This window comes from Georgenia alba, assembly GCF_042665525.1.
Taxonomy (GTDB): Bacteria; Actinomycetota; Actinomycetes; order Actinomycetales; family Actinomycetaceae; genus Allobogoriella; species Allobogoriella alba.
This window is the reverse complement of the sequence record NZ_JBHTCQ010000003.1, coordinates 356,573-382,196: the sequence shown is the minus strand read 5'-3', so window position 1 is coordinate 382,196 and position 25,624 is coordinate 356,573. Positions and strand designations below refer to the sequence as shown.

General features: G+C 73.2%; 25 protein-coding genes. 20 read left to right on the top strand and 5 right to left on the bottom strand.

What is annotated here, in order from left to right; genetic code table 11:
* The first annotated feature begins 43 nt into the window (after positions 1–43).
* The 3 genes from ACFQQL_RS15675 (at position 44) to rpsI (ending at position 2,926) form a co-directional block, all read left to right on the top strand.
* Complete coding sequence (locus tag ACFQQL_RS15675; protein ID WP_382396157.1) at positions 44–1,723, top strand: ATP-binding cassette domain-containing protein; 1,680 nt, start codon at positions 44–46, stop codon at positions 1,721–1,723.
* Between the two features lie 225 nt (positions 1,724–1,948).
* Positions 1,949–2,392, top strand: coding sequence for a 50S ribosomal protein L13 (gene rplM / locus ACFQQL_RS15670; RefSeq protein ID WP_382396064.1), 444 nt, complete (start codon positions 1,949–1,951; stop codon positions 2,390–2,392).
* A 42-nt stretch (positions 2,393–2,434) separates the two neighbouring features.
* A complete protein-coding gene (rpsI, locus tag ACFQQL_RS15665; RefSeq protein ID WP_382396062.1) occupies positions 2,435–2,926 on the top strand; it encodes a 30S ribosomal protein S9 in 492 nt (163 codons plus the stop codon).
* 239 nt (positions 2,927–3,165) lie between these two features.
* Here rpsI and ACFQQL_RS15660 read toward each other — a convergent pair whose 3' ends face one another.
* On the bottom strand, positions 3,166–3,999 hold the full coding sequence (locus ACFQQL_RS15660) for an SDR family oxidoreductase (protein ID WP_382396060.1): 834 nt from the start codon (positions 3,997–3,999) through the stop codon (positions 3,166–3,168).
* A 179-nt stretch (positions 4,000–4,178) separates the two neighbouring features.
* On the opposite strand from ACFQQL_RS15660, the gene glmM reads away from it, so the two are divergent.
* Both glmM and ACFQQL_RS15650 read left to right on the top strand, forming a co-directional pair.
* Positions 4,179–5,528: a phosphoglucosamine mutase gene (gene glmM / locus ACFQQL_RS15655; RefSeq protein ID WP_382396058.1), complete on the top strand. Its 1,350-nt coding sequence runs from the start codon at positions 4,179–4,181 to the stop codon at positions 5,526–5,528.
* A gap of 120 nt (positions 5,529–5,648) precedes the next feature.
* Positions 5,649–6,509: a DedA family protein gene (locus tag ACFQQL_RS15650; protein ID WP_382396056.1), complete on the top strand. Its 861-nt coding sequence runs from the start codon at positions 5,649–5,651 to the stop codon at positions 6,507–6,509.
* A 92-nt stretch (positions 6,510–6,601) separates the two neighbouring features.
* Here the strand turns inward: ACFQQL_RS15650 and coaA are convergent, their stop codons facing one another.
* Positions 6,602–7,567 (bottom strand): type I pantothenate kinase, encoded by a 966-nt coding sequence (gene coaA / locus ACFQQL_RS15645; protein WP_382396054.1) that lies wholly within the window; start codon positions 7,565–7,567, stop codon positions 6,602–6,604.
* 114 nt (positions 7,568–7,681) lie between these two features.
* On the opposite strand from coaA, the gene glmS reads away from it, so the two are divergent.
* From glmS to ACFQQL_RS15590, 11 genes are read left to right on the top strand one after another with little or no spacing between them, the layout of a single operon-like run.
* Entirely contained in the window at positions 7,682–9,532 is a 1,851-nt protein-coding gene (gene glmS / locus ACFQQL_RS15640; protein WP_382396052.1) for a glutamine--fructose-6-phosphate transaminase (isomerizing), read from the top strand.
* Positions 9,533–9,551: 19 nt separating this feature from the next.
* Positions 9,552–9,923, top strand: a complete 372-nt coding sequence (locus tag ACFQQL_RS15635; RefSeq protein ID WP_382396050.1) for a holo-ACP synthase — start codon at positions 9,552–9,554, stop codon at positions 9,921–9,923.
* On the top strand, positions 9,920–11,002 hold the full coding sequence (locus tag ACFQQL_RS15630) for an L-idonate 5-dehydrogenase (RefSeq protein WP_382396048.1): 1,083 nt from the start codon (positions 9,920–9,922) through the stop codon (positions 11,000–11,002). Before ACFQQL_RS15635 ends, ACFQQL_RS15630 begins: the two co-directional genes overlap by 4 nt.
* Positions 11,003–11,042: 40 nt before the next feature.
* Complete coding sequence (locus ACFQQL_RS15625) at positions 11,043–12,620, top strand: NAD(P)H-hydrate epimerase (RefSeq protein ID WP_382396046.1); 1,578 nt, start codon at positions 11,043–11,045, stop codon at positions 12,618–12,620.
* Between the two features lie 22 nt (positions 12,621–12,642).
* Positions 12,643–13,845 carry an alanine racemase gene (gene alr / locus ACFQQL_RS15620; protein ID WP_382396044.1) on the top strand — a complete coding sequence of 401 codons (1,203 nt, stop codon included), beginning with the start codon at positions 12,643–12,645 and terminating at the stop codon, positions 13,843–13,845.
* On the top strand, positions 13,842–14,345 hold the full coding sequence (gene tsaE / locus ACFQQL_RS15615) for a tRNA (adenosine(37)-N6)-threonylcarbamoyltransferase complex ATPase subunit type 1 TsaE (RefSeq protein ID WP_382396042.1): 504 nt from the start codon (positions 13,842–13,844) through the stop codon (positions 14,343–14,345). Before alr ends, tsaE begins: the two co-directional genes overlap by 4 nt.
* Positions 14,342–15,088 (top strand): hypothetical protein, encoded by a 747-nt coding sequence (locus ACFQQL_RS15610; RefSeq protein ID WP_382396040.1) that lies wholly within the window; start codon positions 14,342–14,344, stop codon positions 15,086–15,088. The genes tsaE and ACFQQL_RS15610 overlap by 4 nt, the downstream gene beginning before the upstream one ends.
* A 29-nt stretch (positions 15,089–15,117) precedes the next feature.
* Positions 15,118–15,876, top strand: coding sequence for a tRNA (adenosine(37)-N6)-threonylcarbamoyltransferase complex dimerization subunit type 1 TsaB (gene tsaB, locus ACFQQL_RS15605; protein WP_382396038.1), 759 nt, complete (start codon positions 15,118–15,120; stop codon positions 15,874–15,876).
* Positions 15,877–15,879: 3 nt separating this feature from the next.
* Entirely contained in the window at positions 15,880–16,422 is a 543-nt protein-coding gene (gene rimI / locus ACFQQL_RS15600; RefSeq protein ID WP_382396036.1) for a ribosomal protein S18-alanine N-acetyltransferase, read from the top strand.
* Positions 16,415–17,296 carry a sulfurtransferase gene (locus tag ACFQQL_RS15595; RefSeq protein WP_382396034.1) on the top strand — a complete coding sequence of 294 codons (882 nt, stop codon included), beginning with the start codon at positions 16,415–16,417 and terminating at the stop codon, positions 17,294–17,296. The genes rimI and ACFQQL_RS15595 overlap by 8 nt, the downstream gene beginning before the upstream one ends.
* 3 nt (positions 17,297–17,299) lie before the next feature.
* Positions 17,300–17,740, top strand: a complete 441-nt coding sequence (locus tag ACFQQL_RS15590; RefSeq protein ID WP_382396032.1) for a DUF1801 domain-containing protein — start codon at positions 17,300–17,302, stop codon at positions 17,738–17,740.
* A gap of 31 nt (positions 17,741–17,771) precedes the next feature.
* On the opposite strand, the gene ACFQQL_RS15585 is transcribed toward ACFQQL_RS15590, so the two are convergent.
* Positions 17,772–18,395 carry a malonic semialdehyde reductase gene (locus ACFQQL_RS15585; protein ID WP_382396030.1) on the bottom strand — a complete coding sequence of 208 codons (624 nt, stop codon included), beginning with the start codon at positions 18,393–18,395 and terminating at the stop codon, positions 17,772–17,774.
* Positions 18,396–18,610: 215 nt separating this feature from the next.
* Here ACFQQL_RS15585 and ACFQQL_RS15580 point away from each other — a divergent pair, with 215 nt between their 5' ends.
* The 4 genes from ACFQQL_RS15580 (at position 18,611) to tsaD (ending at position 23,269) form a co-directional block, all read left to right on the top strand.
* Entirely contained in the window at positions 18,611–19,321 is a 711-nt protein-coding gene (locus ACFQQL_RS15580; RefSeq protein ID WP_382396028.1) for a succinate dehydrogenase cytochrome b subunit, read from the top strand.
* A 6-nt stretch (positions 19,322–19,327) separates the two neighbouring features.
* The gene (locus tag ACFQQL_RS15575) at positions 19,328–21,364 is read left to right on the top strand and encodes a fumarate reductase/succinate dehydrogenase flavoprotein subunit (RefSeq protein WP_382396026.1); all 2,037 of its coding nucleotides are present in this window, start codon (positions 19,328–19,330) and stop codon (positions 21,362–21,364) included.
* Positions 21,361–22,104 carry a succinate dehydrogenase/fumarate reductase iron-sulfur subunit gene (locus tag ACFQQL_RS15570; protein WP_382396024.1) on the top strand — a complete coding sequence of 248 codons (744 nt, stop codon included), beginning with the start codon at positions 21,361–21,363 and terminating at the stop codon, positions 22,102–22,104. The genes ACFQQL_RS15575 and ACFQQL_RS15570 overlap by 4 nt, the downstream gene beginning before the upstream one ends.
* Positions 22,105–22,225: 121 nt before the next feature.
* A complete protein-coding gene (gene tsaD, locus ACFQQL_RS15565; protein ID WP_382396022.1) occupies positions 22,226–23,269 on the top strand; it encodes a tRNA (adenosine(37)-N6)-threonylcarbamoyltransferase complex transferase subunit TsaD in 1,044 nt (347 codons plus the stop codon).
* Here tsaD and ACFQQL_RS15560 read toward each other — a convergent pair.
* Together ACFQQL_RS15560 and ACFQQL_RS15555 are read right to left on the bottom strand one after the other, a co-directional pair.
* Entirely contained in the window at positions 23,266–24,294 is a 1,029-nt protein-coding gene (locus ACFQQL_RS15560; RefSeq protein WP_382396020.1) for a LacI family DNA-binding transcriptional regulator, read from the bottom strand. The two genes, tsaD and ACFQQL_RS15560, sit on opposite strands and share 4 nt — an antisense overlap.
* A gap of 3 nt (positions 24,295–24,297) precedes the next feature.
* Complete coding sequence (locus tag ACFQQL_RS15555; RefSeq protein ID WP_382396018.1) at positions 24,298–25,617, bottom strand: ABC transporter substrate-binding protein; 1,320 nt, start codon at positions 25,615–25,617, stop codon at positions 24,298–24,300.
* Between the last annotated feature and the right edge of the window lie 7 nt (positions 25,618–25,624).

Below are 25,624 nucleotides of genomic sequence, written 5' to 3'. Positions count from 1 at the left end.
GAATCCCGTGGACACCCTGCGCGGCGACCGCGATGGTGAGACCGTGGCGCATCTCGACCTCGCCGGCGTCGGCTACGACCTCCCGGACGGTCGCGGCCTGCTGGCGGACGTGTCCATGCGGCTCGCGGAGGGCGACCGGGTGGCTCTGGTCGGACCGAACGGGGCGGGCAAGACCACGCTCCTGCGCATCGTGACCGGGGACCTCGCGCCCCACCGCGGCAGCGTGACCTGCTCGGGCAGTCTCGCGTTCATGGACCAGCTCGTGGGACGCGTCCAGGACGACGGCTCGGTGCGGGACCTGCTCGTGGAGCACGCGCCGACCCGGCTGCGGGAGGTCGCCGAGCGGCTGACCGCCGCGGAGCTCGCCGTCATGACGGAGGACGACACGGCCGCGCAGCTCGCGTATGCCCAGGCGCTCGCCGACTGGGCCGAGGTCGGCGGCTACGGCGTCGAGGCCGAGTGGGACGAGATCACCGAGGACGTGCTCGCCCAGCCCTACGACCGTGCCCAGCATCGTGCCGTGACCTCGCTCTCCGGCGGCGAGGCGAAGCGGATCGTGCTCAGTGCCCTGCTGCGCTCACCGGCCGAGCTGCTCATCCTCGACGAGCCGGACAACTCCCTCGACGTGCCGACCAAGCGCTGGCTGGAGGAGCGGCTGCTCGAGACGCCCAAGGGTGTCCTGTACGTCAGCCACGACCGCGAGCTCCTCGCCCGCACGGCGACCCACGTCGCCTCCCTCGAGCCCGGGGCCGCGGGATCGACGGCCTGGGTGCACACCGGGTCCTACCGCACGTTTCCGGCCGCCCGTGCCGAGCGCATGAGCCGCCTCGCCGAGCAGCGCCGTCGCTGGGACGAGGAGCACGCCAAGCTGCGCCAGCTCGTCCAGATGTACAAGCAGAAGGCGTCGTACAACTCCGACATGGCGGCGCGGTTGCAGGCCGCGCGCACCAGGCTCGCCCGCTTCGAGGAGGCGGGGCCGCCGCAGGCGGTCACCGCCGAGCAGCACGTGGAGATGAGGCTGCGGGGCGGACGCACGGGCAAGCGGGCGGTCGTGTGCGAGCGTGTGGCGCTGGACGGGCTGACCCGCGAGTTCGACCTCGAGGTCTGGTACGGGGAGCGCGTCGCCGTGCTCGGCGCCAACGGTACGGGCAAGTCACACCTGCTCCGGCTGCTCGCCGCGGGCGGGACCGATCCCGAGCGCGGGCACGCGCCCGCCGACGGCCGGGCGGTCGAGGCGGTGCCGCACGCCGGGGTGGCGCGGCTCGGTGCGCGGGTGCGGCCGGGCTGGTTCTCGCAGACCGACGTCCGCGCGGACCTCGCCGGGCGGACTCTGCTGGAGGTCCTGCACCGCGGCGAGGGCTCCCGGCCGGGCGTCGGCCGCGAGCAGGCGGGCCGGATGCTCGACCGGTACGAGCTGGCACGGGCGGCCGAGCAGCGGGTCGAGACGCTCTCGGGCGGCCAGGCCGCCCGCTTCCAGATCCTGCTCCTCGAGCTCTCGGGTGCCACGCTCCTGCTGCTGGACGAGCCGACAGACAACCTCGACCTGCACTCCGCCGAGGCGCTGGAGGCGGCGCTGGCAGGCTTCGAGGGAACCGTGCTGGCGGTGACGCACGATCGATGGTTCACGCGGTCCTTCGACAGGTTCCTGCAGGTCCGGGCGGACGGGAGCGTGCTCGAGACGCCGGAGCCGGTGTGGGCGGACGACACGGCGCGGGCGCGCTGAGCGCGGACGTGGCGGGTCTCACCTCCTCGGTGTCTCGGCGGTTCTTTGCCGCAGGAGGGCCGTGCCGGTAGTCTGGTCAGGCGTTGTGCGTCATGCGTGCGCTCGCCGGTGCCTCCCACTCGCCGGTTCTCGAGCGCCGACGCCGGCAACAGCAGTACCTGACCATGGGTCGCAGCGCAGCCATCGCTGCCCCGAGAGACGCTGAAAGAAACGAAGGCTACGCCCGTGCGCACGTATTCACCGAAGCCCGGCGACGTCACGAAGAACTGGTACGTCATCGACGCTACCGACGTCGTCCTCGGCCGGCTCGCGACCCAGGTCGCGGCCCTGCTCCGTGGGAAGCACAAGCCGACCTTCGCCCCGCACGTGGACAACGGGGACTTCGTCATCGTCGTCAACGCTGACAAGGTCGCCCTCACCGGGTCCAAGCGCGAGAAGAAGATCGCGTACCGCCACTCCGGTTACCCCGGCGGGCTGAAGGCCACCAACTACGCCGAGCTCCTCGAGAAGTTCCCGGAGCGCGCCGTGGAGAAGGCTGTTCGCGGCATGCTCCCCAAGAACTCCCTGGGGCGCGCCCAGCTCCGCAAGCTGAAGGTCTACGCCGGTGCGGAGCACCCGCACAAGGCACAGCAGCCGCAGACCTTCGAGATCACGCAGGTGGCCCAGTAATCGCCGCGGCGAGGGCTCACGGACAAGGACTGAAGGAGAACTGTGGCTGAGACCACTCCCGAGATCGACCTCGAGGACGAGAACGTCCCGAGCAGCTACACCAGCGAGTCCGACGCCCCGGCCGCCGGCCAGGGCAGCTCGCTGACCGCGCCGGGCCAGGCGCTCGGACGCCGCAAGGAAGCCGTCGCGCGCGTCCGGCTGGTTCCGGGCTCCGGCCAGTGGACCATCAACGGTCGCCCGCTCGAGCAGTACTTCCCGAACAAGCTGCACCAGCAGCTCGTGAACGACCCGTTCACGCTGCTGGACATCGAGGGCCGGTTCGACGTCATCGCCCGCATCAGCGGCGGTGGTATCTCCGGCCAGGCCGGCGCGCTGCGTCTGGGCATCGCCCGGGCGCTGAACGAGATCGACGCCGAGTCGAACCGTCCCGCCCTGAAGAAGGCCGGGTTCCTCACGCGCGACGCCCGCGCGGTCGAGCGCAAGAAGGCCGGCCTGAAGAAGGCCCGCAAGGCGCCGCAGTACTCCAAGCGCTGACGAAGGACGCAGACGTGGGCCGGCGCGAGGAACGAGCGCCGGGCCACGGCCAGTCCGAGGAAGCGCGTCAGACGGCGCAGCGCTGACGAACGCGAGGCGGAGTGTGGGTCCGAGGTACGAGGACCCGCCGGAGCCGGAGTGTGAGGAAGCGCGTCAGACGGCACAGCGCTGACGAAGGACGCAAGAACGCGAGGCGGCCCCGCACCATCCGGTGCGGGGCCGTCGGCGTCTCAGCGGTCTCAGGCGGTTGAGAAGTCGTCGGCGTGCTCGCGTGCCCACTCGGCGAACGTCAGCGCGCGGCGACCCGTCACCTTCTCCACGTCGGAGGAGACCGGCTCCGGCGCGTCGACCATGGCCGACCACGCCGCCATGCCGGCCTCTGCGAAGTCCGCGCCCATCTCCACGGTCAGCTGGGCCCGGGCCTCGGCCTCGGGCTGCTCCTCCCAGCGCACGGGCCGGCCGATGGCCTCGCCGATCAGGCGTGCCTGCTCCGACTGGGGGAGTGCCTCGGGCCCGGTGACGTCGTAGGCGTGGCCGTCGTGCCCGTCGTCCAGCAGCGCGCGTACGGCTGTCGCGGCGACGTCGCGCTCGTGGACCAGCGAGCGGGTCGCGCCGCCGTACGGTCCGCGCACGACGCCGGAACGCACCTGCTCGGCCCAGCCGAGGGTGTTCGTCGCCAGGCCGGTGACGCGCAGGAACGTCCACTCGCGGGCCGAGCTGCGCACGGCGGCCTCGACCTGGCCCCACACGGTCTCGGGCTCCTCCGGCGCCCCGGATGCGGAGACGTAGACGATGCGGGGCGTGCGGGCGGCCAGCGCGGCGATGGTCGCAGCGGCTCCCGTGGGGTCGAAGCCCGGCCACAGCAGGTAGGCGGCGGCGGTGCCCTCGGCCGCCCGGGCCACCGCGTCGGCGTCGGTGAGATCGCCCACGACGACGTCGACGCCCGCGGGCAGGGCCGCCGAGGCCGGGTCGCGGACGAGCGCCCGTACCGGGACGTTCTCCGCCAGCAGGCCGGCGACGACGTGACGTCCGGTGTGCCCGGTGGCACCGGTGACGAGGATCGGCTGGTCCATGTGATGTGCTCCCTCGAGTGCGTGCTGCCCCGGCGCCGCCGGAGGGCCGGTCCCGGCCCGGGAGCCACTCTCTAACCTCAAGCAATGTTGAGGTCAAGCAGTGTGAGGACGGCAGCGTCGAGTTCTTCCGCGTCGAGACCTCCCGGATGGCACGATGGTCCGCGGACGGAGAGGAAGACATGGCACGACTGTTCGGCACCGACGGTGTCCGCGGGCTCGCGAACCGTGATGTCACGGCGGAGCTCGCCCTCGACCTCGGCGCTTCAGCCGCCCGGGTGCTCGTGGCGCGGCGGGAGACCACCGAGCGCCGACCGCGCGCCGTCGTCGGACGAGACACCCGCATCTCCGGGGAGTTCCTCTCCTCGGCGATCGCCGCCGGCCTCGCCGGCGCCGGCGTCGACGTCACGGACGTCGGTGTGCTGCCCACACCGGGCGTGGCGCACCTGACGGCGAGCACCGACGTGGACCTCGGCGTGGTGATCTCGGCGTCGCACAACCCGATGCCGGACAACGGCATCAAGTTCTTCGCACGCGGTGGCTTCAAGCTTCCCGACGCCGTCGAGGACGAGATCGCGGCAGGGCTGGGAGCGACGTGGGAGCGCCCGACCGGTGCTGCCGTCGGCCGGATCTCCGAGGACTCCACCTTCGCCGACCGCACCTACATCGACCACCTCGTCGCCGCGACCGACCAGCCGCTGCAGGGCCTGCGCATCGCGCTGGACTGCGCGAACGGCGCGGCGTCGGACATCGCCCCGCTGGCCCTGCGTGAGGCCGGCGCGGACGTCGTCGTCATCAACGCCTCGCCGGACGGCCGGAACATCAACGAGAAGTGCGGCTCCACGCACCCCGAGCAGCTCCAGGCCGTCACGGTCGCCTCGGACGCCGCCTTCGGCGTCGCGTACGACGGCGACGCCGACCGGTGCATCGCCGTGGACCACACCGGTGCGCTCGTCGACGGCGACCAGATCCTGGGTCTGCTCGCCACCGCGATGAAGGAGGCCGGCACACTCGCCGCCGACACGCTCGTGGTCACGGTGATGTCCAACCTCGGGCTCCTCCTCGCCATGCGCGAGGCCGGCATCGAGACCGTGCAGACGGCCGTCGGGGACCGGTACGTGCTCGAGGCGATGCGCGCGGGCGGTTACGGTCTCGGCGGGGAGCAGTCCGGTCACATCATCAACGCGCGGCACGCCACCACCGGGGACGGGGTGCTCACCTCGCTGCTCCTCGCCGCCCGGGTCGTCGCCACCGGCCGCACGCTGGCCGACCTGGCAGCCGTCGTCACCCGGATGCCACAGGTCCTCGTCAACGTTCCGGGTGTGGACAAGGCTCGGGCGGCCGACGACGAGGGTGTGGTCGAGGCGGTCACCCGCGCGGAGAGCGTGCTCGGCGACACTGGCCGCGTCCTGCTCCGGCCGTCCGGCACCGAGCCGCTGGTCCGGGTCATGGTCGAGGCGGCCACGCTGGACGAGGCCGAGGTCGTGGCGCACGGCCTGGCCGACGTCGTCGAGCAGCGTCTCAAGCTCTGACGTCGGTTCCGGCACAGCCGGTCGGAGCCGCATGGAACCCGGTCGCACGCCGGATCGTTTTCAGGGTTCGTATCAGGGCTATTCCCGATGCTCGGCCTCGCCGGGGTGCCGTACCGTGGCATGACCCGCCGGGCCGGAACCGAGAAGGGACACCCCATGGAGCTGATGGCCACCATCGAGGGCTTCGTCCTCTCTCTGGGCGCCTCTCCGTGGGTTCTCGTCGCGGTCGTGGTGCTCGCGACGATCGACGGGTTCTTCCCGCCGGTACCCAGCGAGTCCATCGTCATCGCCGTCGCCGTGATCTCGGTCGCCGGGGACGGCCCGTCGCTGTGGCTCCTGGTGCCGGCCGCGGCGATCGGCGCGTTCGCCGGTGACCTCATCGCGTACTCGATCGGGTCGAAGATCCCGGTCGACGACATGCGGGTGTTCCGCGGCCCCCGCGGGAGCGCGGCTCTGGAGCGCGCCAAGCGCACGCTCGCCCGCCGGGGAACGGTCTTCATCCTCTCGGCGCGGTTCGTGCCGATCGGTCGCGTCGCGGTCAACATGACCGCCGGGGCCGTCGGCTACCCCCGTCCCCGGTTCGTGATCATCGCGGCGATCGCCGCCGTGGTCTGGGCCGGGTACTCCACGCTGATGGGGGTCGGCGCCGGCCACTTCCTCCACGAGCACCCGCTCGTCGCGGTCGCGGTCGGGGTCGTCGGTGGGGTCCTTGCCGGCATCCTGGTGGACAAGCTGCTCGGGCTCGTCCACCGCCGCTGGTTCCCCGACGTGCCGCCTCCGGAGGAGGAGATGCAGGTCGCCGACGGCCCGGACGGGTCCGACGACGGCTCCGGGGACGACGGCGGTGCGCGTCCCGGCAGTGGCCAGGGCGGCAGCTCGTCCGCCGACCGGGGTACCGGGACGCCTGGCCGAGGCGGCGCGGACGGGGCGCGCCCGCCCCGAAACGGCGTGGATGAGCCGGTGGGTGCCGCCGAGCTCTGAGGGTCCTCCGCTCGTCCCTCGCTCGTGCTCGTCAGAGCTTGGTGTGGGATGGCGCTCTTCCTCGCACTCCGCTCGTCCCTCGCTCGTGCTCGTCAGAGCTTCCTCAACCTCATGCGGTGCATGCGGTGGTCCGCGTCCTTCGTCAGCACCAGCCGTGCCCTGCCACGCGTCGGCAGGATGTTCTGCCGCAGGTTGGGCGCGTTGATGGACTCCCAGATCGACTCGGCCCGCGCCACCGCCTCGTCGTCGGACAGGCCCGCATAGGTCCGGAAGTAGGAGTCGGGCTGCGCGAAGGCGGTGCGTCGGAGCCGCAGGAACCGGTCGACGTACCACGCCTTGATGTCCCGGGTGCGCGCGTCGACGTAGATCGAGAAGTCGAAGAAGTCGCTCACCGCCAGCGATGACGTACCGTCCGTCGTCGCGCGGGCCGGAGCCAGGACGTTCAGCCCCTCCAGGATCAGCACGTCCGGCCGGCGGACCACCTGCTGGCGCCCGGGCACGATGTCGTACGTGACGTGGTCGTACAGCGGCGCGGTGACCTCTTCGGCGCCGCCCTTGACGTCGGCGACGAACCGCAGCAGCGCCCGCCGGTCGTAGGACTCGGGGAACCCCTTGCGCTCCAGCAGCCCGCGGCGGCGCAGCTCGGCGTTGGGGTAGAGGAACCCGTCCGTCGTGACGAGGTCCACCCGCGGGGTCTGCGGCCACCGACGCAGCAGCTCGCGCAGCAGACGCGCGGTCGAGGACTTCCCGACGGCGACCGAGCCCGCGATCCCGATGACGTAGGGCGTGCGGGTGGGGTGCTCGCCGAGGAACGTCGACGTCGCCCGGTGCAGCTGCCCCGTGCCGCCCGCGTACAGCTGGAGGAGGGCCGAGAGCGGCCGGTAGACCGCGTCCACCTCCGCCAGGTCCGTGGGGTCGCCCAGCCCGCGCAGGTGGGCCACGTCCGCGTCCGTCAGCGGCAGCGGCGTCGAGGCGGCCAGGCGCGACCACGAGGCGCGGTCGAACTCCACGAACGGGTTGGGTGGCGCCTGCGCGGACACGGTGCGTGGCGAGGACACGGCCCCATACTCTCGCACAGAGCCGCGCGACCGACGCACCCGCGTGGTTGACGCGTGCGGTGGGGTGAGCCACATCGGCACTGCTCACCGCTGGGGGAACCTATGCTGCCTCTCATGTGCGGAATCGTCGGATACGTCGGCCCCGGCACCCCGAGCACGCGGCCGCTGGACGCCGCGCTCGACGGCCTCGCGCGGTTGGAGTACCGCGGCTACGACTCGGCCGGCGTCGCTGTCGTGACCCCCGGAGGGCTGTCGAGCGCGAAGAAGGCGGGCAAGCTCGCCAACCTCCGTCAGGTGCTCGCGGAGCACCCGCTCCCGGAGGGCACCGCGAGCATCGGGCACACCCGGTGGGCGACCCACGGCGCCCCCACCGACGTCAACGCCCACCCGCACCTCAGCCGGGACGGGCGCCTCGCCGTCATCCACAACGGCATCATCGAGAACTTCTCGACGCTGCGCTCCGAGCTGGCCGACGCCGGTGTGCCGTTCACCTCCGAGACGGACACCGAGGTCGTCGCGCACCTGCTGGGCCGCGCGTACGCGGGCGACCTGACGGACGCGATGCTCGAGGTGACCCGCCGCCTCGAGGGCGCCTACACCCTGCTCGCGGTGCACGCCGACGAGCCGGGCGTCGTGGTGGGCGCGCGCCGCAACTCGCCCCTCGTCGTCGGGCTCGGCGACGGCGAGAACTTCCTCGGCTCCGACGTCTCGGCCTTCATCTCCTCCACCAGGGAGGCGATGGAGATCGGCCAGGACGAGGTCGTGACCATCACCGCGGACGAGGTCCGCGTCCGCGACGCTGGCGGGTCGGAGATCCAGGCCCCGCGGTTCCGCGTCGACTGGGACGCCGACGCCGCCGTGAAGGACGGGTTCGACACCTTCATGGAGAAGGAGATCCACGAGCAGCCCAAGGCCGTCGCGGACACGCTCCTGGGCCGTCACGACGAGGACGGCAACCTTGTGCTGGACGAGCTCCGCGTCGACGAGTCGGTGCTGCGGACGGTCGACAAGATCATCGTCGTCGCCTGCGGCACCGCCGCCTACGCCGGTCACGTGACGAAGTACGCGGTCGAGCACTGGTGCCGCATCCCGGTGGAGGTCGAGCTCGCCCACGAGTTCCGGTACCGCGACCCGGTGGTGGACGTGCGCACCCTCGTGGTGGCCATCTCCCAGTCCGGGGAGACCATGGACACGCTCATGGCGATCCGGCACGCCCGCGAGCAGGGCGCCAAGGTGCTCGCCATCGTCAACACCCACGGCTCGACCATCGCGCGGGAGTCCGACGCCGTGCTGTACACGCACGCCGGGCCCGAGGTCGCCGTGGCCTCGACCAAGGCATTCCTCTCCCAGATCACCGCCTGCTACCTCCTGGGCCTGTACCTGTCCCAGCTGCGCGGCTACAAGTACCCGGACGAGGTTGCCGGCTACCTCGACGAGCTGGGCCGGCTTCCGGAGAAGATCCAGCAGGTGCTCGACGCCGAGGGCCACGTCAAGGACGTCGCCCGTGCCATGAAGGACACTGACGCCGTGCTGTTCCTCGGCCGGCACGTCGGCTACCCGGTGGCGCTCGAGGGCGCACTGAAGCTCAAGGAGCTGGCGTACATCCACGCGGAGGGCTTCGCCGCCGGCGAGCTCAAGCACGGCCCCATCGCGCTCATCGAGCCGGGCCGGGACGTCTTCGTCATCGTGCCGACCCCGCGGCGTCCGCTGCTGCACAACAAGGTGGTCTCCAACATCCAGGAGATCCGCGCTCGAGGTGCCCGGACCCTCGTCATCGCGGAGGAGGGGGACGACAGCATCGACCAGTGGGCCGAGGTGATCTTCCGCGTGCCCCGCACGCCGACGCTCATGATGCCGCTGGTCACGGTGGTCCCGCTGCAGATCTTCGCCTGCGCCCTCGCCGCCGCGAAGGGCCTCGACGTGGACCAGCCGCGCAACCTCGCCAAGTCCGTGACGGTCGAGTGAGCGTCGGGTCGGGCGCAGCGTGATCGTCTCGGTCGGCATCGACGTGTGCGACGTCGAACGGTTCATGAGCCGCCTCGAACGGGCGCCCAGGCTCCGCGAGAAGCTCTTCACCGAGGACGAGCGGGACCTCCCGGACTCCTCCCTCGCCGCCCGGTTCGCCGCCAAGGAGGCGGTCGCCAAGGCACTCGGGGCGCCGGCCGGGCTGCGCTGGCACGACTGCACGGTCCACCGGGTGCTCGGCGGCCCGCCGGAGGTGGAGATGCGCGGGACGGTCGCCGCCCGTGCGCGTGAGCTCGGCATCACCCGCTGGCACCTGTCCATCTCGCACGACGCCGGGATCGCCTCGGCCATGGTGGTCGCGGAGGGTGCGCAGTCCGAGGACGCCGTTTGAGGGCGCTGACGGTGCACGGACCCGGTGACGTCCGCGTGGTGGACATGCCCGACCCGCGGCCGGACGACGGTGAGGTGCTGCTCGCCGTCGAGTGGGGCGGCCTGTGTGGTTCAGACCTGTCCTACTGGCGGCACGGAGCCTCGGGCACCGCCCGACTACGCAGGCCCATGGTCCTCGGGCACGAAGTGGCCGGGAGCGTGGTGGCGACCGGTCGGGGTGTGTCGGGGATCCCGCTGGGGCTGCGTGCCGCCGTCCATCCGGCCACGCCTTCGCACGAGCCGCTTCCGCCACGTCTCGCCGGCCGGACGAACCTCCATGCCGAGGTCCGGTATCTCGGGTCGGCCGCCTTCGACCCCCACACCGACGGTGGCTTCGCCGAGCTGCTGCGGGTCCGCGTCGACCAGCTCCGGCCGCTGCCACCGGAGGTCACCACCCGCCACGGGGCGCTCGCGGAGCCGCTCGGGGTCGCCCTCCACGCCGTGAGACGGGCGGGCGGGTTGAACGGGCGGGAGGTGCTGGTCAACGGGTGCGGCCCGATCGGGGCGCTCATCGTGGCGGCTGCCCGGCACGAGGGAGCCGGACGGATCATCGTCTGCGATCTTGCGCGTGGTGCCGTGGAGGTCGCACGACGTATGGGCGCGGACGAGGTCCGCGTGCTCGGCGAGGATGACGAGCTCCCGGAGGATGTCGAGGTGACGTTCGAGGCGTCGGGCTCGCCGGCGGCGCTTCGCGGCGTGCTCCGGGCGACGGCCCGGGGCGGCACGATCGTCCAGGTCGGCAACCTTCCCGGGACCGCGGCCGAGTCCGTCCTGGGCGATCTGGTCACCCGGGAGCTCACGTGGGTCGGTGCTTACCGTTTCGTCGACGAGATCACCGAGGCGATCGACGCGATGGGTGCCGGTCTCGACGTCTCGCCCGTGATCACCCACGAGTTCGACCTGGATCAGGCGGGCGAGGCCCTCGCCGTGGCAGCTGATCGTGCATCCGGCGCGAGCAAGGTGATGCTGCGGGTCCGCACCACCAGTCCGTCCGAGGAGACGACGTCTCACCCGGGACGTGACCTCCCGGCGAAGGAGTGACCTCTCGGCGGAGCGAGGTGATGCACGGCACCATGGGGCCATGATCCGTGCGCACAGCGCCGCCACCGTGCGGGAGGTCGAGGAGCCCAGGCTCGCCGCCGGCGAGCCGCTCATGGCCCACGCCGCCTTCGCGCTGGCCACGCACGTCGCCCGGGAGCTGCGCGACCGCACCGGCCGGGTCGCCGGCTCCGTGGTGCTGCTGCTGGTCGGCGGCGGGAACAACGGCGGGGACGCGCTGTACGCCGGCACCCACCTGGCGCGGCGCGGCTGCCAGGTGCACGCCGCCGTGGTGAGCGACCGTGCCCACGAGGCCGGCCTGGCCGCCGCGCGCGCGTCCGGCGTCCGGGTGCACGAGCTCCTCGCCGCGCCGGACCTGCCCGGCGCCGTGGTCGATCTCGCGGGCCGCTGCCACGTGTGGGTCGACGGCCTCACCGGCATCGGCGCGCGTGGGCCGCTGCGGGAGCCGGTGGCCGGGATCGTGGCCGCGCTGGCGGAGGAGCGCGCGGCGTGGTCGTCGCTGCTGGCCGAGCCGATCGTCGTGGCGGTGGACGTCCCCAGCGGCATCGGGGTCGACGACGGCACCGTGCCGGGCCCGGTCCTTCCGGCGGACGTCACGGTGTCCATGGGGACGGCGAAGCCCGGGCTGCTCCTCCCGCCCGCCGCCGCCCTCGCCGGGCGCCTCGAGGTGGTCGACCTCGGGCTCACGGAGCTCGCCGACCGCGAGCCGGCCGCCTGCTCGCTCGGCCGTTCCGACGTCGCCGCGCTCTGGCCGGTGCCCGGGCCGGAGGACCACAAGTACACCCGGGGCGTGCTCGGGCTGGTGGCCGGGTCCCGGACCTACCCGGGCGCCGCCGTGCTGTGCGCGGCGGGGGCGCTGCGGACCGGGCTCGGCATGGTGCGCTATCTCGGTCCCGAGGTGCCGACGAGCCTGGTGCGCGCCGCGCACCCGGAGATCGTCACCGTCCCCGGGCGGGTCCAGGCGTGGGTGCTCGGGCCTGGTGTGGACCCGCGGGACGCGGCCCGGACGGCGGAGCTCGCCGACCACCTCGACGAGGCCGCCGGGCAGGGCCTGCCCGCCGTGCTCGACGCCGGCGCCCTGACGCTGCTCCACGACGACGTCGACCTCGCCGGTCCGACCGTGCTGACGCCGCACGCCGGTGAGCTGGCCGAGCTGCTCACCGCGCGCGGCGAGCACACCCCCCGCCGCGACGTCGAGGCGGCACCGGCGCGGCACGCCCGCCTCGCGGCGGAGATCACGGGCGGCACCGTGCTGCTCAAGGGCGCCCGGACCGTCGTCGCGGCGCCGGAGGGACCGCTCCACGCCCAGGGGGACGCCACCGGGTGGCTCGCGACCGCCGGCGCGGGGGACGTGCTGGCCGGCGTCCTCGGGGCGCTCCTGGCGGCCTACGGGGATGCGATCGCCGAAGCCGTCCACCCGGCCGCGTCGCTGGCGCCGCTCGCCGCCGCGGCCGCCTCGGCGCACGGGCATGCCGCCCGCCTCGCGGCCGGGCTGCCCTTCGACGCCGACGACGACCCCGCCGGCCCGATCGGGGTGCCGATCACCGCGAGCGACGTCGCCGACGCCCTGCCCGGTGCGCTGAGCACGATCCTGGACTGACCGAGTGCCAGACTTGGGCTCGATGAGCGAGATGACCGTGCCGGGCTGGCCCGCGACCCACCCCGCGCGTGCCATCGTGGACCTCGCGGCCATCCGGCACAACGTCCGGACGCTCGGCGCGGCGGCACCGTCCTCGGCCGTCATGGCCGTGGTCAAGGCCGACGCGTACGGGCACGGCCTGCTGCCGGTCGCGACCGCGGCTCTCCAGGCGGGGGCCACCTGGCTGGGCGTCGCCCAGGTCGCGGAGGCCCTTCCTCTGCGTGCGGGCCTGGACGCCACCGGCGTCCGGCCGCCGATTCTCGCCTGGCTGTTCGCACCGGGCGCCGACCTCGCCCCGGCGGTCGCGGCGGACATCGACCTCTCCGCCTCGGCGCCGTGGGCGATCGAGGAGATCGCCGCCGCCGCGCGCGCCACCGGCCGCACCGCCCGCGTGCACCTCAAGGTCGACACCGGCATGTCCCGGGGCGGGGCACGCCCCGAGGCGTTCGGGGACCTGCTGGACGCCGCCGCCCGGGCCCGCGCCGACGGGACGATCGAGGTGGCCGGGATCTGGTCCCACCTGGCCTGCGCCGACGAGCCGGACAGCCCGGTCACCGCTCAGCAGGTCGAGGTCTTCACCGCGGCCCTGGACCAGGCCGGGCGTGCCGGGATCCGGCCCGAGGTGCGGCACATCGCCCAGTCGGCCGGCACCCTGTTCCACCCGGCCGCCCACTTCGACCTCGTCCGGCCGGGCATCGCCACCTACGGCCTGACGCCCGCGCCGGCGGTCGCCTCCTCTGCCGACCTCGACCTACGGCCGGCGATGCGTGTCGAGGCCAGGCTCACGGTGGTCAAGACCGCCCCACCGGGCACCGGGATCTCCTACGGGCACCGCGCCCGCACCACGGCCGAGACGACGCTCGCCGTCGTGCCGCTCGGCTACGCCGACGGCCTGCCCCGGACCGCCTCGGACGCGGGCCCGGTGAGCATCGCCGGCCGCAAGCTGCACGTGGCCGGACGGATCTGCATGGACCAGATGGTCGTCGACGTCGGCCCCGGCTCGGGCGTGAGGGAGGGAGACCTCGCGGTCGTCTTCGGCGCCGGGGACGACGGTGGCCCCACCGCCGACGAGTGGGCCGAGGCCGCGGGCACCATCAGCTACGAGATCGTCTCCGGGATCGGCGCACGGGTGCCCCGCGTGCACGTCGACACCGCAAGACCCGGCAGGGAGGCCGCAGAGGCATGACCGTGACGCTGACCCTCGCCGACGCCGAGTCCACCCGCGACCTGGGACGCCGCCTCGCCGCCCTGCTGCGGGCCGGCGACCTCGTGCTGCTCTCCGGAGACCTCGGCGCGGGCAAGACCACGCTCGTCCAGGGCATCGGTGCCGGCATGGACGTGCGCGGACAGGTCGCCTCGCCGACCTTCATCATCGCGCGGGTCCACCCGGCGCTCGGGGACGGCCCGGACCTCGTCCACGTCGACGCCTACCGGCTCGGCTCCCTCGAGGAGGTCGACGCGCTCGACCTGGACACCTCCCTGGAGGACTCGGTGACCGTCGTGGAGTGGGGGACCGGCAAGGTGGAGAGCCTCGCCGCCGACCGCCTGGAGATCGACCTGCACCGTCCGCACGGCGCCTCCGGCGAGAGCCTCGAGGAGCTGGCCGCACCGGCGCCGCGGGAGGCGACCCTCCGCGGGGTGGGCGACCGGTGGGCCGACGTCGACCTGGGACTGCTCCTGCCGTGAGGTTCCGCACCGCTCTGCTCGCCGCAGCGACGACGCTGCTCGGGCTGGTCGTGACGGTCGCCGCCGCCACGTTCGCCGCCGGCACACCGACGCCCGATGCGCGGACGGCGCCGCCGCAGCCCGAGGCCGTCGACGGTGTCCCGGCCGAGGTGCTCGCCTGGTACCAGACCGCGGCGTCGGTCGTGCTCGCGGAGCAGGCCACCTCGCGCCTCGACCTGGCACCGGGGGAGGGCGAGGAGGCCGAGCTGGGCCTCGTGCGCACGGTCTCGGCCTGGTCGCCCGGTCTCGTTGCCGGCACCGACCTGGACCCGCCCGTCGTCGCGCGGGAGGAGTGGATCTCCCCCGTGCGGATCGACGGCGAGGGGGTGGGCGTGCTGCGTGCCGCGTTCGGCGACGACGGCCAGGTACAGGTGACGAGCCTCGAGGCCTCCGGCGGACTGGCCGACGCGATGCTCGGCCTCGCCCCGACGGGCCCGGTCGTCCACGACGACATGCTGGACGCCTGGTTCACCGTCTCAGGCGGGGAGGTCGGCCCGCTGGATGACGCGGCCCGGGACGCGCTCGCCGGCACGGTGCCGATCGAGCTCTACCAGCCGTTCGTCACCGAGCGGTACAGCGAGGAGGAGGTCGTCCAGGTCCCGGCCGGGCCGAGCTGGGTGCCGGCCGCGTGGGTCGGCGCCGTGCTCGCGGTGCTGCTCGCGTGGGCCGGCCTCATCGTGTGGCTGCGCCGCGACAACGCCTGACACCCCCGGCGGCGCACTAACCTGGGCGCGTGCTGATCCTCGCCATCGACACCTCCGCCGGGTCGGCCGCCGCCCTCGTGGAGACCACGGCCGGCGGGCCGTTCGGGACCGCGCCGGGCGGGAGCGACCCGGCCCTCGCCCCGCTGACCGTGCACGGCCGCGCCGACAGCCGCGACCCGCGCAAGCACGCGGAGCTGCTCGCCCCCCTCGTCGCCGGCCTCCTCGAGGGCCGCACCGCGGTGGACCTCGTCGCCGTCGGGACCGGTCCCGCGCCGTTCACGGGCCTGCGAGCGGGCATCGTCACCGCCCGGGCCTTCGCACACGGCAGACGGATCCCGGTGCACGGGGTCGCCTCGCTCGACGTGCTCGCGCGGCAGGCGCTCGACGCCCGTGCCGCCTCCGGTGACGGCGAGGTCCCCGAGGTCCTCACCGTCACCGACGCCCGGCGCCGCGAGGTCTACTGGGCGCGCTACCGCGCTGCCGGCACCGACGACGTCGAACGGCTCGCCGGCCCGGAGGTGGCGCCCCCCGCCGCCGTGGCCGAGCAGCACGCCCAGGCTCTGGTCGGCGGCCTCCTGCTCGCCGGCTCCGGCACCCGGCTCTACCCGGAGCTGCTGCCCGGGACACCGGACCTGCCGGAGACGCTCGACCCCGCCGTGCTGGCGCGAGTCGTGCTGTCCCGGCTTGCCCGCCGCGATCGCGGCGAGGACCCGGAGCTCGGCCTCGAGCCGCGCTACCTGCGCCGCCCCGACGTGCACGTCCCCGGCGGCGCGAAGCGGGTCTCCTGACGGATGGCCGCCGCGCACGCAGCGACGCACGGGCCCGGACGCTCCGGTGGTGGGGTCAGGCTCCGCCCCCTCACGCTGGAGGACCTGGACCGCATCATGGAGCTGGAGGCGGAGCTCTTCGGGCGTGGTGCGTGGAGCCGCGGGGCGTACGTCGAGGAGCTGACGGTGGCGCCGGACCGCACCTACGTCGCTGCCGTCGTGGGGCAGCGCGTGGTGGGCTACGCCGGTCTGGCCGGTGGGGACGAGGCCCAGGTGATGACCGTGGGCGTCGAGGAGGCCTACCGGCGCCGGGGCATCGGAGGCCTGCTGCTGGACGCGCTGCTGGCCGCCGCCCGCGAGCAGGGGTCGAGCAGTGCCCTTCTCGAGGTCCGCGCCAGCGACACGGGTGCACAGCGCCTGTACGCGGCCGCCGGGTTCGTCCCGATCGGACGACGGGCGAACTACTACCAGGCGGAGCACGAGGATGCCGTCGTGATGCGTGCCCCGCTGCGCCGTGGGCCCGGGCCTGTCGGCGCCGAGCAGGTGGAAGGAGCAGAGGATGCCTGAGACCGAGGACGTCGCACGCGCGGAGGTGCTCGTCGCGCCCGCCGCGCTCCGGGCGGAGCTCGACGCCGACCCGCCCCACCTGCTGGACGTGCGGTGGTCGCTGCAGCGGCCGGACGGACGGTCGGACTTCGAGGCCGGACACCTGCCCGGCGCCGTCTACGTGGACCTGGCGACCGAGCTCGCCGGACCGCCGAGCGCCGCCGCGGGCCGGCACCCGTTGCCCGAGCCGGCCGCCCTGCAGGCGGCGGCCCGTCGCTGGGGCCTGCGGCAGGGCCGCCCGGTCGTCGTCTACGACGACCTCGGCGGGTCCTCGGCCGCCCGGGCCTGGTGGCTGCTGCGCTGGGCGGGGCTGCGCGAGGTCCGGATCCTCGACGGCGCGCTGGCCGGCTGGCGGGCCGCCGGCGGGCCGTTGGAGACCGGGCCGGTGCAGCCAGAGCCCGGCGACGTCGTGCTGCCGCTCGCGGCCGGCGCGGCCCCCGCGATGAGGACGACGGACGCGGACGGGGTCGCGGCGTGGTCCGAGGGCGGCGTCCTGCTCGATGCCCGGGCCGGCGAGCGCTACCGCGGCGAGCACGAGCCGGTCGACCCGCGCGCCGGGCATGTGCCCGGCGCCCGCAGCGCACCCACCACGGACAACCTCGACCCGGCGGGCGCGTTCCGGCCGGCCGAGGAGCTGCTCGACCGGTTCGCCGCGCACGGTGTCACGGCCGGGTCCCGGGTCGCGGTGTACTGCGGCTCGGGGGTCACGGCCGCCCACCAGGTCGCGGCCCTGGCATCGGTCGGCGTCGACGCCGCGCTGTATCCCGGGTCGTGGTCGCAGTGGTCGTCGGACCCCGACCGGCCGGTGGCGACCGGCGACGAGACCCATACTTGAGTCATGGCACCGCGCAGCCGGTGGGAGGACACCGACCCCGCCCGGTTCGTCGCCGCGGTCGAGAACCCCGTCCGGCGGCGTGACGCCGGCACCCTGCTCGACCTGCTCGGCCGGGTCACCGGCCAGGAGGCGCGGATGTGGGCGGGGTCCGTCGTCGGGTTCGGGGAGTACCACTACCGGTACGCCAGCGGGCACGAGGGTGACGCGCCGGCCGCCGGGTTCGCGCCGCGGAAGGCGGCGACGGTCGTGTACCTCTCGGACGGCGTCGGCGCGCACGAGGCGGACCTGGAGCGGTTGGGCCCGCACCGCAGGGGCGTCGGCTGCCTGTACCTGAAGGACCTCGCGCAGATCGACCTCACGGTGCTGGAGAGCATCGTGCGCCGCTCCTACGAGTCCCTCACCGCCGGCACCTTCGGCACGCGCGCACGGGAGGCGGACGGGTGAGCCGCGCGCGGGTCACCCGTCCGCCTCCGGCTCAGAGCAGCTGGGTGGCCTGGGCGAACTCCAGCCGTCCCGCCCGCGGCCGCTGAGCCTTCTCGTCGTGCGGGTCCGGCGCATGTCCCACGTTGACCACGGCAAGCGTCCGCCACCCGTTCTGGGCGTGCACCACCGAGTCGACGCCGGCGGGGTCGAGACCCGTCATCGGCCCGACCTGCAGCCCGTGGGCCCGCAGCGCCAGGAGCAGGTAACCGAGCTGGATCAGCCCGTTCGTGCGGCCCATGGCGTCCCGCAGCTCCGGCTTGCCCGCGAAGGACTCCCGCATGCCCTCCCGGTGCGGCGCGAGCAACGGCGCGTGCTCGTGCCAGGCCGGGTCGTAGGCGGCCACCAGGCTGAGCGGTGCGGCCAGCGTCTTCGTCCGGTTCGACTCGATGAGCTGGTCGACGACGCGGGCCCGCACATCCGGGTCCGACAGGACCGTGATCCGCAGCGGCTGGATGTTCATCGACGTCGGCGCCCAGCGCAGGTCCTCGTAGGCGCGCCGCACGACCTCGACGTCCACCGGGTCGGGGGTGAAGGTGTTGGTGGTGTGGGCACCCGCGAAGAGCACGTGGCGGGCCTGCTCGTCGAGGGGTGTGGTCAGCTGTTCCGTCTCAGTCACGCCGTCCACAACTACCAGCCCGGGTCCCGACCATCCGTGCGCGGGCCGTGAGATGGGCCACGCCCGGGCCTGGGTGGCGCGTGTCACGGAACCCCTCGGCGCCGCAGCACGTTGCGGCTCCGACGGGCACGTGGGCTCCTGACGCGCTCGTCGCGGGGCGGTCGGGCCTCGGGGCGTGCACGGCCGGTTTGTGCGCCGTCGCTAGGATCGAGGCCATGGTCACGACCCCTGCCCCGCCGGTGCCGACGGTGCCGCGGCGAGCGAGATACACGACGGTGGCCCTGAAGTGGGCCATGGCGATCTCCGGGATCCTCTTCGTCCTCTTCGTGCTGCTGCACATGTATGGCAACCTCAAGGCGTTCTCCGGGCAGGAGGCGTTCGACACGTACGCGGAGAGCCTGCGGGACCTGGGCTACCCGTACCTGCCGCACATGGGATTCCTCTGGATCCAGCGGGTCGTGCTGCTCGGAGCGCTGCTGGTGCACGCCGGCGCCGCCTTCACGCTGTGGCGCCGCGCCCGCACCGCCCGGCCGCAGCGCTACCTCGAGACCCGGCGCACGGCACAGACCTACGCCTCCCGCACGATGCGGTGGGGTGGCGTGATCCTGCTGGCCTTCGTGGTCTTCCACATCCTGCAGTTCACGACCGTGACCATCGAGGTCGGCGGCAGCTTCGAGAGCCCGTACGAGCGCCTGGTGACCGCGTTCCAGCCGGAGTACTGGTGGGTGTACCTCACCTATCTCGTGGCGATCGCCTCGCTGGCGATGCACGTGCGCCACGGCGTGTGGAGCGCGCTGCAGACGCTGGGCACCTCGGACCGCACACGGCAGGCGGCGTTCAACTGGCTCGCGTACGCCGTCGCGGCGGCGCTGCTGGTCGGATTCATGCTGCCCCCGACGGCGATCCTGCTCGGATTCGTGAACTGAGGACCTATGACGACGACGGACACACCGACCCAGACGACCGAGACCCAGGGCGAGGAGCTGGTCGCGGGCCTGTACCGCGAGGGCGCGCCCGTCGCGGACACCAAGGCGCCGGGCGGCCCGCTCGCGGACCGCTGGGAGAAGCGCAAGTTCGAGGCCCGGCTGGTCAACCCGGCCAACCGGCGCAAGCTCAGCATCATCATCGTCGGCACCGGCCTGGCCGGCGCCTCCGCGGCCGCGACGCTGGGTGAGGCGGGCTACAACGTCGACGTCTTCTTCTACCAGGACAGCGCGCGCCGGGCGCACTCCATCGCCGCCCAGGGCGGCATCAACGCGGCGAAGAACTACAAGAACGACAACGACTCGGTCTACCGGCTGTTCTACGACACCGTGAAGGGCGGCGACTTCCGCTCCCGGGAGTCCAACGTCTACCGGCTGGCCGAGGTCAGCACGAACATCATCGACCAGGCCGTCGCACAGGGCGTGCCGTTCGCCCGCGAGTACGGAGGGCTGCTGGACAACCGCTCGTTCGGCGGCGTGCAGGTCTCGCGGACCTTCTACGCCCGCGGCCAGACCGGCCAGCAGCTCCTCATCGGCGCCTACCAGGCGCTGCAGCGGCAGGTGGCCGCTGGTGCCGTGACCTCCCACGCCCGGCACGAGATGCTCGAGCTCATCGTGGTCGACGGCCGGGCGCGCGGGATCATCGCGCGGGACATGGTCACCGGTGAGATCGAGACGCACCTGGCGGACGTCGTCGTGCTCGCCACCGGCGGTTACGGGAACGTCTTCTTCCTGTCCACGAACGCGATGGGCTCGAACGTCACCGCGAGCTGGCGGGCGCACCGCAAGGGCGCCTTCTTCGGCAACCCCTGCTACACGCAGATCCACCCGACCTGCATCCCGCAGAGCGGCTCGCACCAGTCGAAGCTGACCCTCATGTCGGAGTCGCTGCGCAACGACGGCCGCATCTGGGTGCCCAAGGACCCGGCCGACGCCGAGAAGGACCCGCGGCAGATCCCCGAGGAGGCCCGCGACTACTACCTCGAGCGGATCTACCCTGCGTTCGGCAACCTCGTGCCGCGTGACATCGCCTCGCGCGCCGCGAAGTACCAGTGCGACGACGGCAAGGGCGTCGGCCCGGCGGTCGAGGAGGTCCAGCCCGACGGGTCGACCAGGCAGGTCCGTCGCGGTGTCTACCTCGACTTCGCCGACGCCATCAAGCGGATGGGCCGGGCCGCCGTCGCCGCCAAGTACGGCAACCTCTTCGACATGTACCAGCGCATCACCGGCGAGGACCCGTACGAGGTCCCGATGCGCATCTACCCGGCCGTCCACTACACGATGGGCGGCCTGTGGGTGGACTACGACCTGCAGTCCTCCGTCCCCGGCCTGTTCGTGACCGGCGAGGCGAACTTCTCCGACCACGGCGCGAACCGGCTCGGTGCCTCGGCGCTCATGCAGGGCCTGTCCGACGGCTACTTCGTGCTGCCGAACACCATCAACGACTACCTGGCGGACGCCCCGTTCGAGAAGGTGCCGGAGAGCCACCCCGCGGTGGTCGAGGCCCAGGAGAACGTCCGGGACCGGATCAGGCGGTTCCTCAGCACGAACGGCTCCCGCTCGGTCGACTCCTTCCACCGCGAGCTCGGCACGATCATGTGGGAGTACTGCGGCATGGAGCGCACCGAGGAGGGGCTGAAGCTCGCGATCGAGCGCATCCGGGAGCTGAAGGAGTCGTTCTGGCGTGACGTGCGGGTCCTCGGCACGAACGAGGAGCTGAACCAGGCGCTGGAGCGGGCCGGCCGCGTCGCCGACTTCATCGAGCTGGGCGAGCTGATGTGCATCGACGCCCTGCACCGCAGGGAGTCCTGCGGTGGCCACTTCCGTGCCGAGTCCCAGACCGAGGACGGCGAGGCGCTGCGGCACGACGACGAGTTCGCCTACGTCGCCGCGTGGGAATTTGGTGGTCCCGGCGGTGATCCGATCCTGCACAAAGAGGACCTGAACTACGAGTACGTCGAGATGAAGCAGCGGAGCTACAAGTGAAGATCACCCTCAGGGTCATGCGCCAGGCCGGCCCGGACTCCGAGCCTCGCCTCGTCGCCTACGAGCTGGTCGGCATCAGCGAGGACATGTCGTTCCTCGAGATGCTCGACGTCCTCAACGAGGAGCTCACCGAGCGCGGGGAGGACCCCGTCGCGTTCGACTCCGACTGCCGTGAGGGCATCTGCGGCATGTGCGGCATCGTCATCAACGGCCAGGCGCACGGCCCGGAGCGCACCACCACCTGCCAGCTGCACATGCGCTCCTTCAAGGACGGCGACACCATTACCCTGGAGCCGTGGCGGGCCAGCGCCTTCCCGGTCATCAAGGACCTGGTGGTCGACCGTTCCTCCTTCGACCGGATCATCCAGGCCGGCGGGTACATCTCGGTGAACACCGGCGCCGCGCCGGACGCGCACGCCACCCCGGTGCCCAAGGCCGACGCCGACCGCGCCTTCGAGGCCGCGGCCTGCATCGGCTGCGGCGCGTGCGTGGCGGCCTGCCCGAACGCGTCCTCGATGCTGTTCACCGCCGCCAAGGTCACCCACCTCGGGCTGCTGCCGCAGGGGCAGCCGGAGCGGGAGGCTCGCGTGGTGAGCATGCTGCAGCAGCAGGACGCCGAGGGCTTCGGCGGCTGCACCAACATCGGCGAGTGTGCCGCGGTGTGCCCCAAGGAGATCCCGCTGGACGTCATCTCCACGCTCAACGCGGACCTCGGCAAGGCCCTGGTCCGCAACAAGTAGGTCTCGTGCTCCGAGGTGATGTGGTGCGCCGTCGGCGTCCGATCGCTCCTGCCAGCACCAGCCGGTCTCCGGCTCACCACACCTCCTCTCCGCCGTGCCTTCTCGTGGATAGCCTGGCCCCGTGAGTGAACCCCTCGTCCTCGGCATCGAGTCCACCTGCGACGAGACCGGCGTGGCGCTCGTCCGGGGCCGGGAGCTCCTCACGGACGTGACGGCCTCCTCGATGGACGAGCACGCCCGGTACGGCGGCATCGTCCCGGAGGTCGCGTCCCGCGCCCACCTCGAGGCCTTCGTGCCGACGCTCGACACCGCCCTCGAGCGGGCCGAGGTCGACCTCGGGGAGGTCGACGCGATCGCCGTCGCGGCCGGTCCCGGCCTGGTCGGGTCGCTCACCGTCGGCGTCGCCGCCGCCAAGGCGCTCGCCCTGTCGCTGGGCAGGCCGCTGTACGGCGTCAACCACGTCGTCGGGCACGCGGCCGTGGACGAGCTGGTCCACGGGCCCTTCCCGGAACGGTTCGTCTCGCTGGTCGTCTCCGGCGGGCACACCTCGCTGCTGCTGGTCGAGGACATCGCGTCCGGTGTGCACGAGCTCGGGCAGACCCTCGACGACGCCGCGGGGGAGGCGTTCGACAAGGTCGGCCGGTTGCTGGGGCTGCCGTACCCCGGCGGGCCGCACGTCGACCGGCTGTCCCGGGAGGGGGACCGGGAGGCGATCAGGTTCCCGCGTGGGCTCAGCGCCGGGAAGGACAAGCACCGCTACGCGTACGACTTCTCCTTCTCGGGGCTGAAGACGGCGGTCGCACGGTACGTCGAGGGCTGCGAGGACCGTGGCGAGGAGGTGCCGGCGGCCGACGTCGCGGCGGGCTTCTCCGAGTCGGTCGCCGACGTCCTCGTCAGCAAGTCGCTCGACGCCTGCGCGCGGAACGGCTGCGACACCCTCGTCGTCGGCGGCGGGTTCTCCGCCAACTCCCGCCTGCGCGAGCTGGCCGCCGAGCGTGCCGCCGAGCGCGGCATCACGGTCCGGATCCCGCCGATCCGCTACTGCACCGACAACGGTGCCATGATCGCGGCGCTCGGGTCGGCGCTGGTGCGCTCCGGTGCCGGACCCTCCTCACTCGACCTGGCCACCGACTCCGGGATGCCGCTGGCGACCGTGCGGGTCTAGGCATCCGCCGGCGCGCGACCGGCGGTGCTCTCGCGCACGGCGAGCGTCGGGGCGACCTCGACCCGCCGGTGCTCGTGGTCGGCGTCGGTCATCTCCTCGGTGAGCAGGGCCGTCGCCGCTGCCCCCAGCGCGCGGCCGTGCATCTGCACGCTGGTCATCGGCACCGAGCCGCCCCAGGCGCTGGCGTTGTCGTCCGATCCCATGAGGGCCAGGTCGTCCGGGACGGCGACGCCGTGCTGGACGAGCGTCTGCAGCAGGCCCATGGCGAGCAGGTCGGTGACCGCGATGACGCCGTCCGGCAGGTCCGGCAGGCCGAGGAGCGCCGCGGCGGCGTGGACGCCGCCCGTGGCGACGAGGTCCTCGGTCGGGATCTCGACGAGCGTCGCGAGCCCGCGGCTGGCGGCGACGACGGAGCGTACGCCCTCGCGGCGGTCGCGCACCGGCTGCAGCTCGTCGTGCCCGCCGACGAACGCGAGCCGCCGCCGCCCCAGCTCGAGCAGGTGCCGGGCGGCCAGCTCGCCCGCGCGCCGGTTGTCGATCACGACCGAGCAGTGTTCGTCGTCGTCCCAGGCGTAGTTGAGGAGGACCACGGGGATGCCGAGCCGGCGGACGCGCCGCACCGCGATGCCCGGGTCGCGCATCGGAGCGAGCAGGATGCCGCTGACACGGGCCGAGGCGAAGAACTCCAGGTGGCGGTCCTGGAGCGCGTCGTCGTTGTTGCTGTCCGCCACCAGCAGGCTCGTCCGGTTCTCGAGAGCCCGTTCCTGGGCCGCCCGGGCGATGTCGACGAACAGGCTGTTGCCGATGTCCGGGATGACGAGCCCGATCGTCCGGGCACCGCCGCCAGCCAGGCTGTGGGCGTTGGCGTTCCGGACGAACCCCAGCTCGGCGATCGCCTCCCGCACCCGGAGACGGGTCGCCGCGCGAACCCGCTCCGGGTGGTTGAGGACGTGCGAGACCGTCCCGATCGACACCCCGGCACGGGCCGCGACGTCCGCCAGGCTCGGCCTCCTCGGACGACCCATGCGCTACTGGACGAACTCGTCGCGCTCGACCGTCCCGTTCTCGATCGCCTCCTCGAACGCCTGCTGGTACCGCTGGGACAGGCCGTCCAGCTCCCCGGGCACGTCGGCGTCCGGGGTGAGCACCAGGCGCTCGATGGTCTCCGGGACCGGCTCACCCTCGAGCTCGATGACCCCGCCGGGGTGCTTGGGCCACTGCGTGTCGAGATCGTCCAGCGCGAAGTGCTCGAGGTAGGGGTTGGCCTGGACCGCGACCTCCCAGGCGTTCTCGTCCAGCGGTGGGACGCCCTCCTCGGCCAGCGCCGACTGCATCTCCTCGCCGGCGAAGACCTCCAGCACGCGCCCGGCCGCCTCCGGGTCCTCGGCGGTGGAGGAGATCGAGTACGGGAATCCCGCGTTCATGGGCACCTGGGCGAGCTCCTCGCCGTCGGCCACCGGGATCGGCCCGGTGGACATCTCGACGTCGCTGTCCAGCTGGGCCACGGCGGAGGTGAACGCCCCTCCCTGCAGGATCATGCCCACCTCACCCTCGGCGAACGCGGACGCCGCGGTGTCGATGTCGAGCTCGGTGGCGCCCGGGTAGGCCCAGCCCTCGTCGATGAGCCGCTGGTAGTGCCGGACCACCGGCTCGTAGTCCTGGGACACGTACTCACCGGTGCTGATGTCGAACAAGCCGTTCTGGGCGAGGTCCGGGTTCGACGCCATCGGCACCAGGTCCACGACCCACTGGCTGAACCCGATCCAGCCGACCGGCAGCGCCACGCCGTAGGCGTCCCCGCCGCCGGACTCGGTGATCGCCCGCGCCGCGTCCTCCACCTCGGAGAAGGTCTCGGGCGGCTGGTCCGGGTCGAGTCCCGCCTGCTCGAACAGCTCGCGGTTGATGATCATCCGGACGTTGGAGCGCACGGTCGGGATGCCGTACGGGCGCCCGCCCCACACCAGCTCGCTCGTGTCCTGCAGGTAGGGCTCCGCCTGGGCCAGGACGTCCTCGGAGACGACGTCGTCGATCGGGGCCACCCACCCTGCGGCGACGAAGCCGCCCATCAGGGCGCTCGGCGCGTGGAATACGTCCGGGGCGCGGTCGGTCTGGAAGCCCTGCCGGACGATCTCCTCATACCGCTCGATCGCCTGGGGCACGTACTCGATGCGGATGCCCTCCTCGGCGCCGACGGTCCGGTTCCACTCCTCGATGAACGGCTGCCGGGCGTCCGCCTCGGCACCGGCTCGATCCCACACGGTCACGACCGTCGGGCCGTCCCCACCGCCACCTCCGCCGTCGGAGCATGCGGCCAGGAGCGCGGCCGCGCCGGCCGCGGCTGCGACCACGCGTACT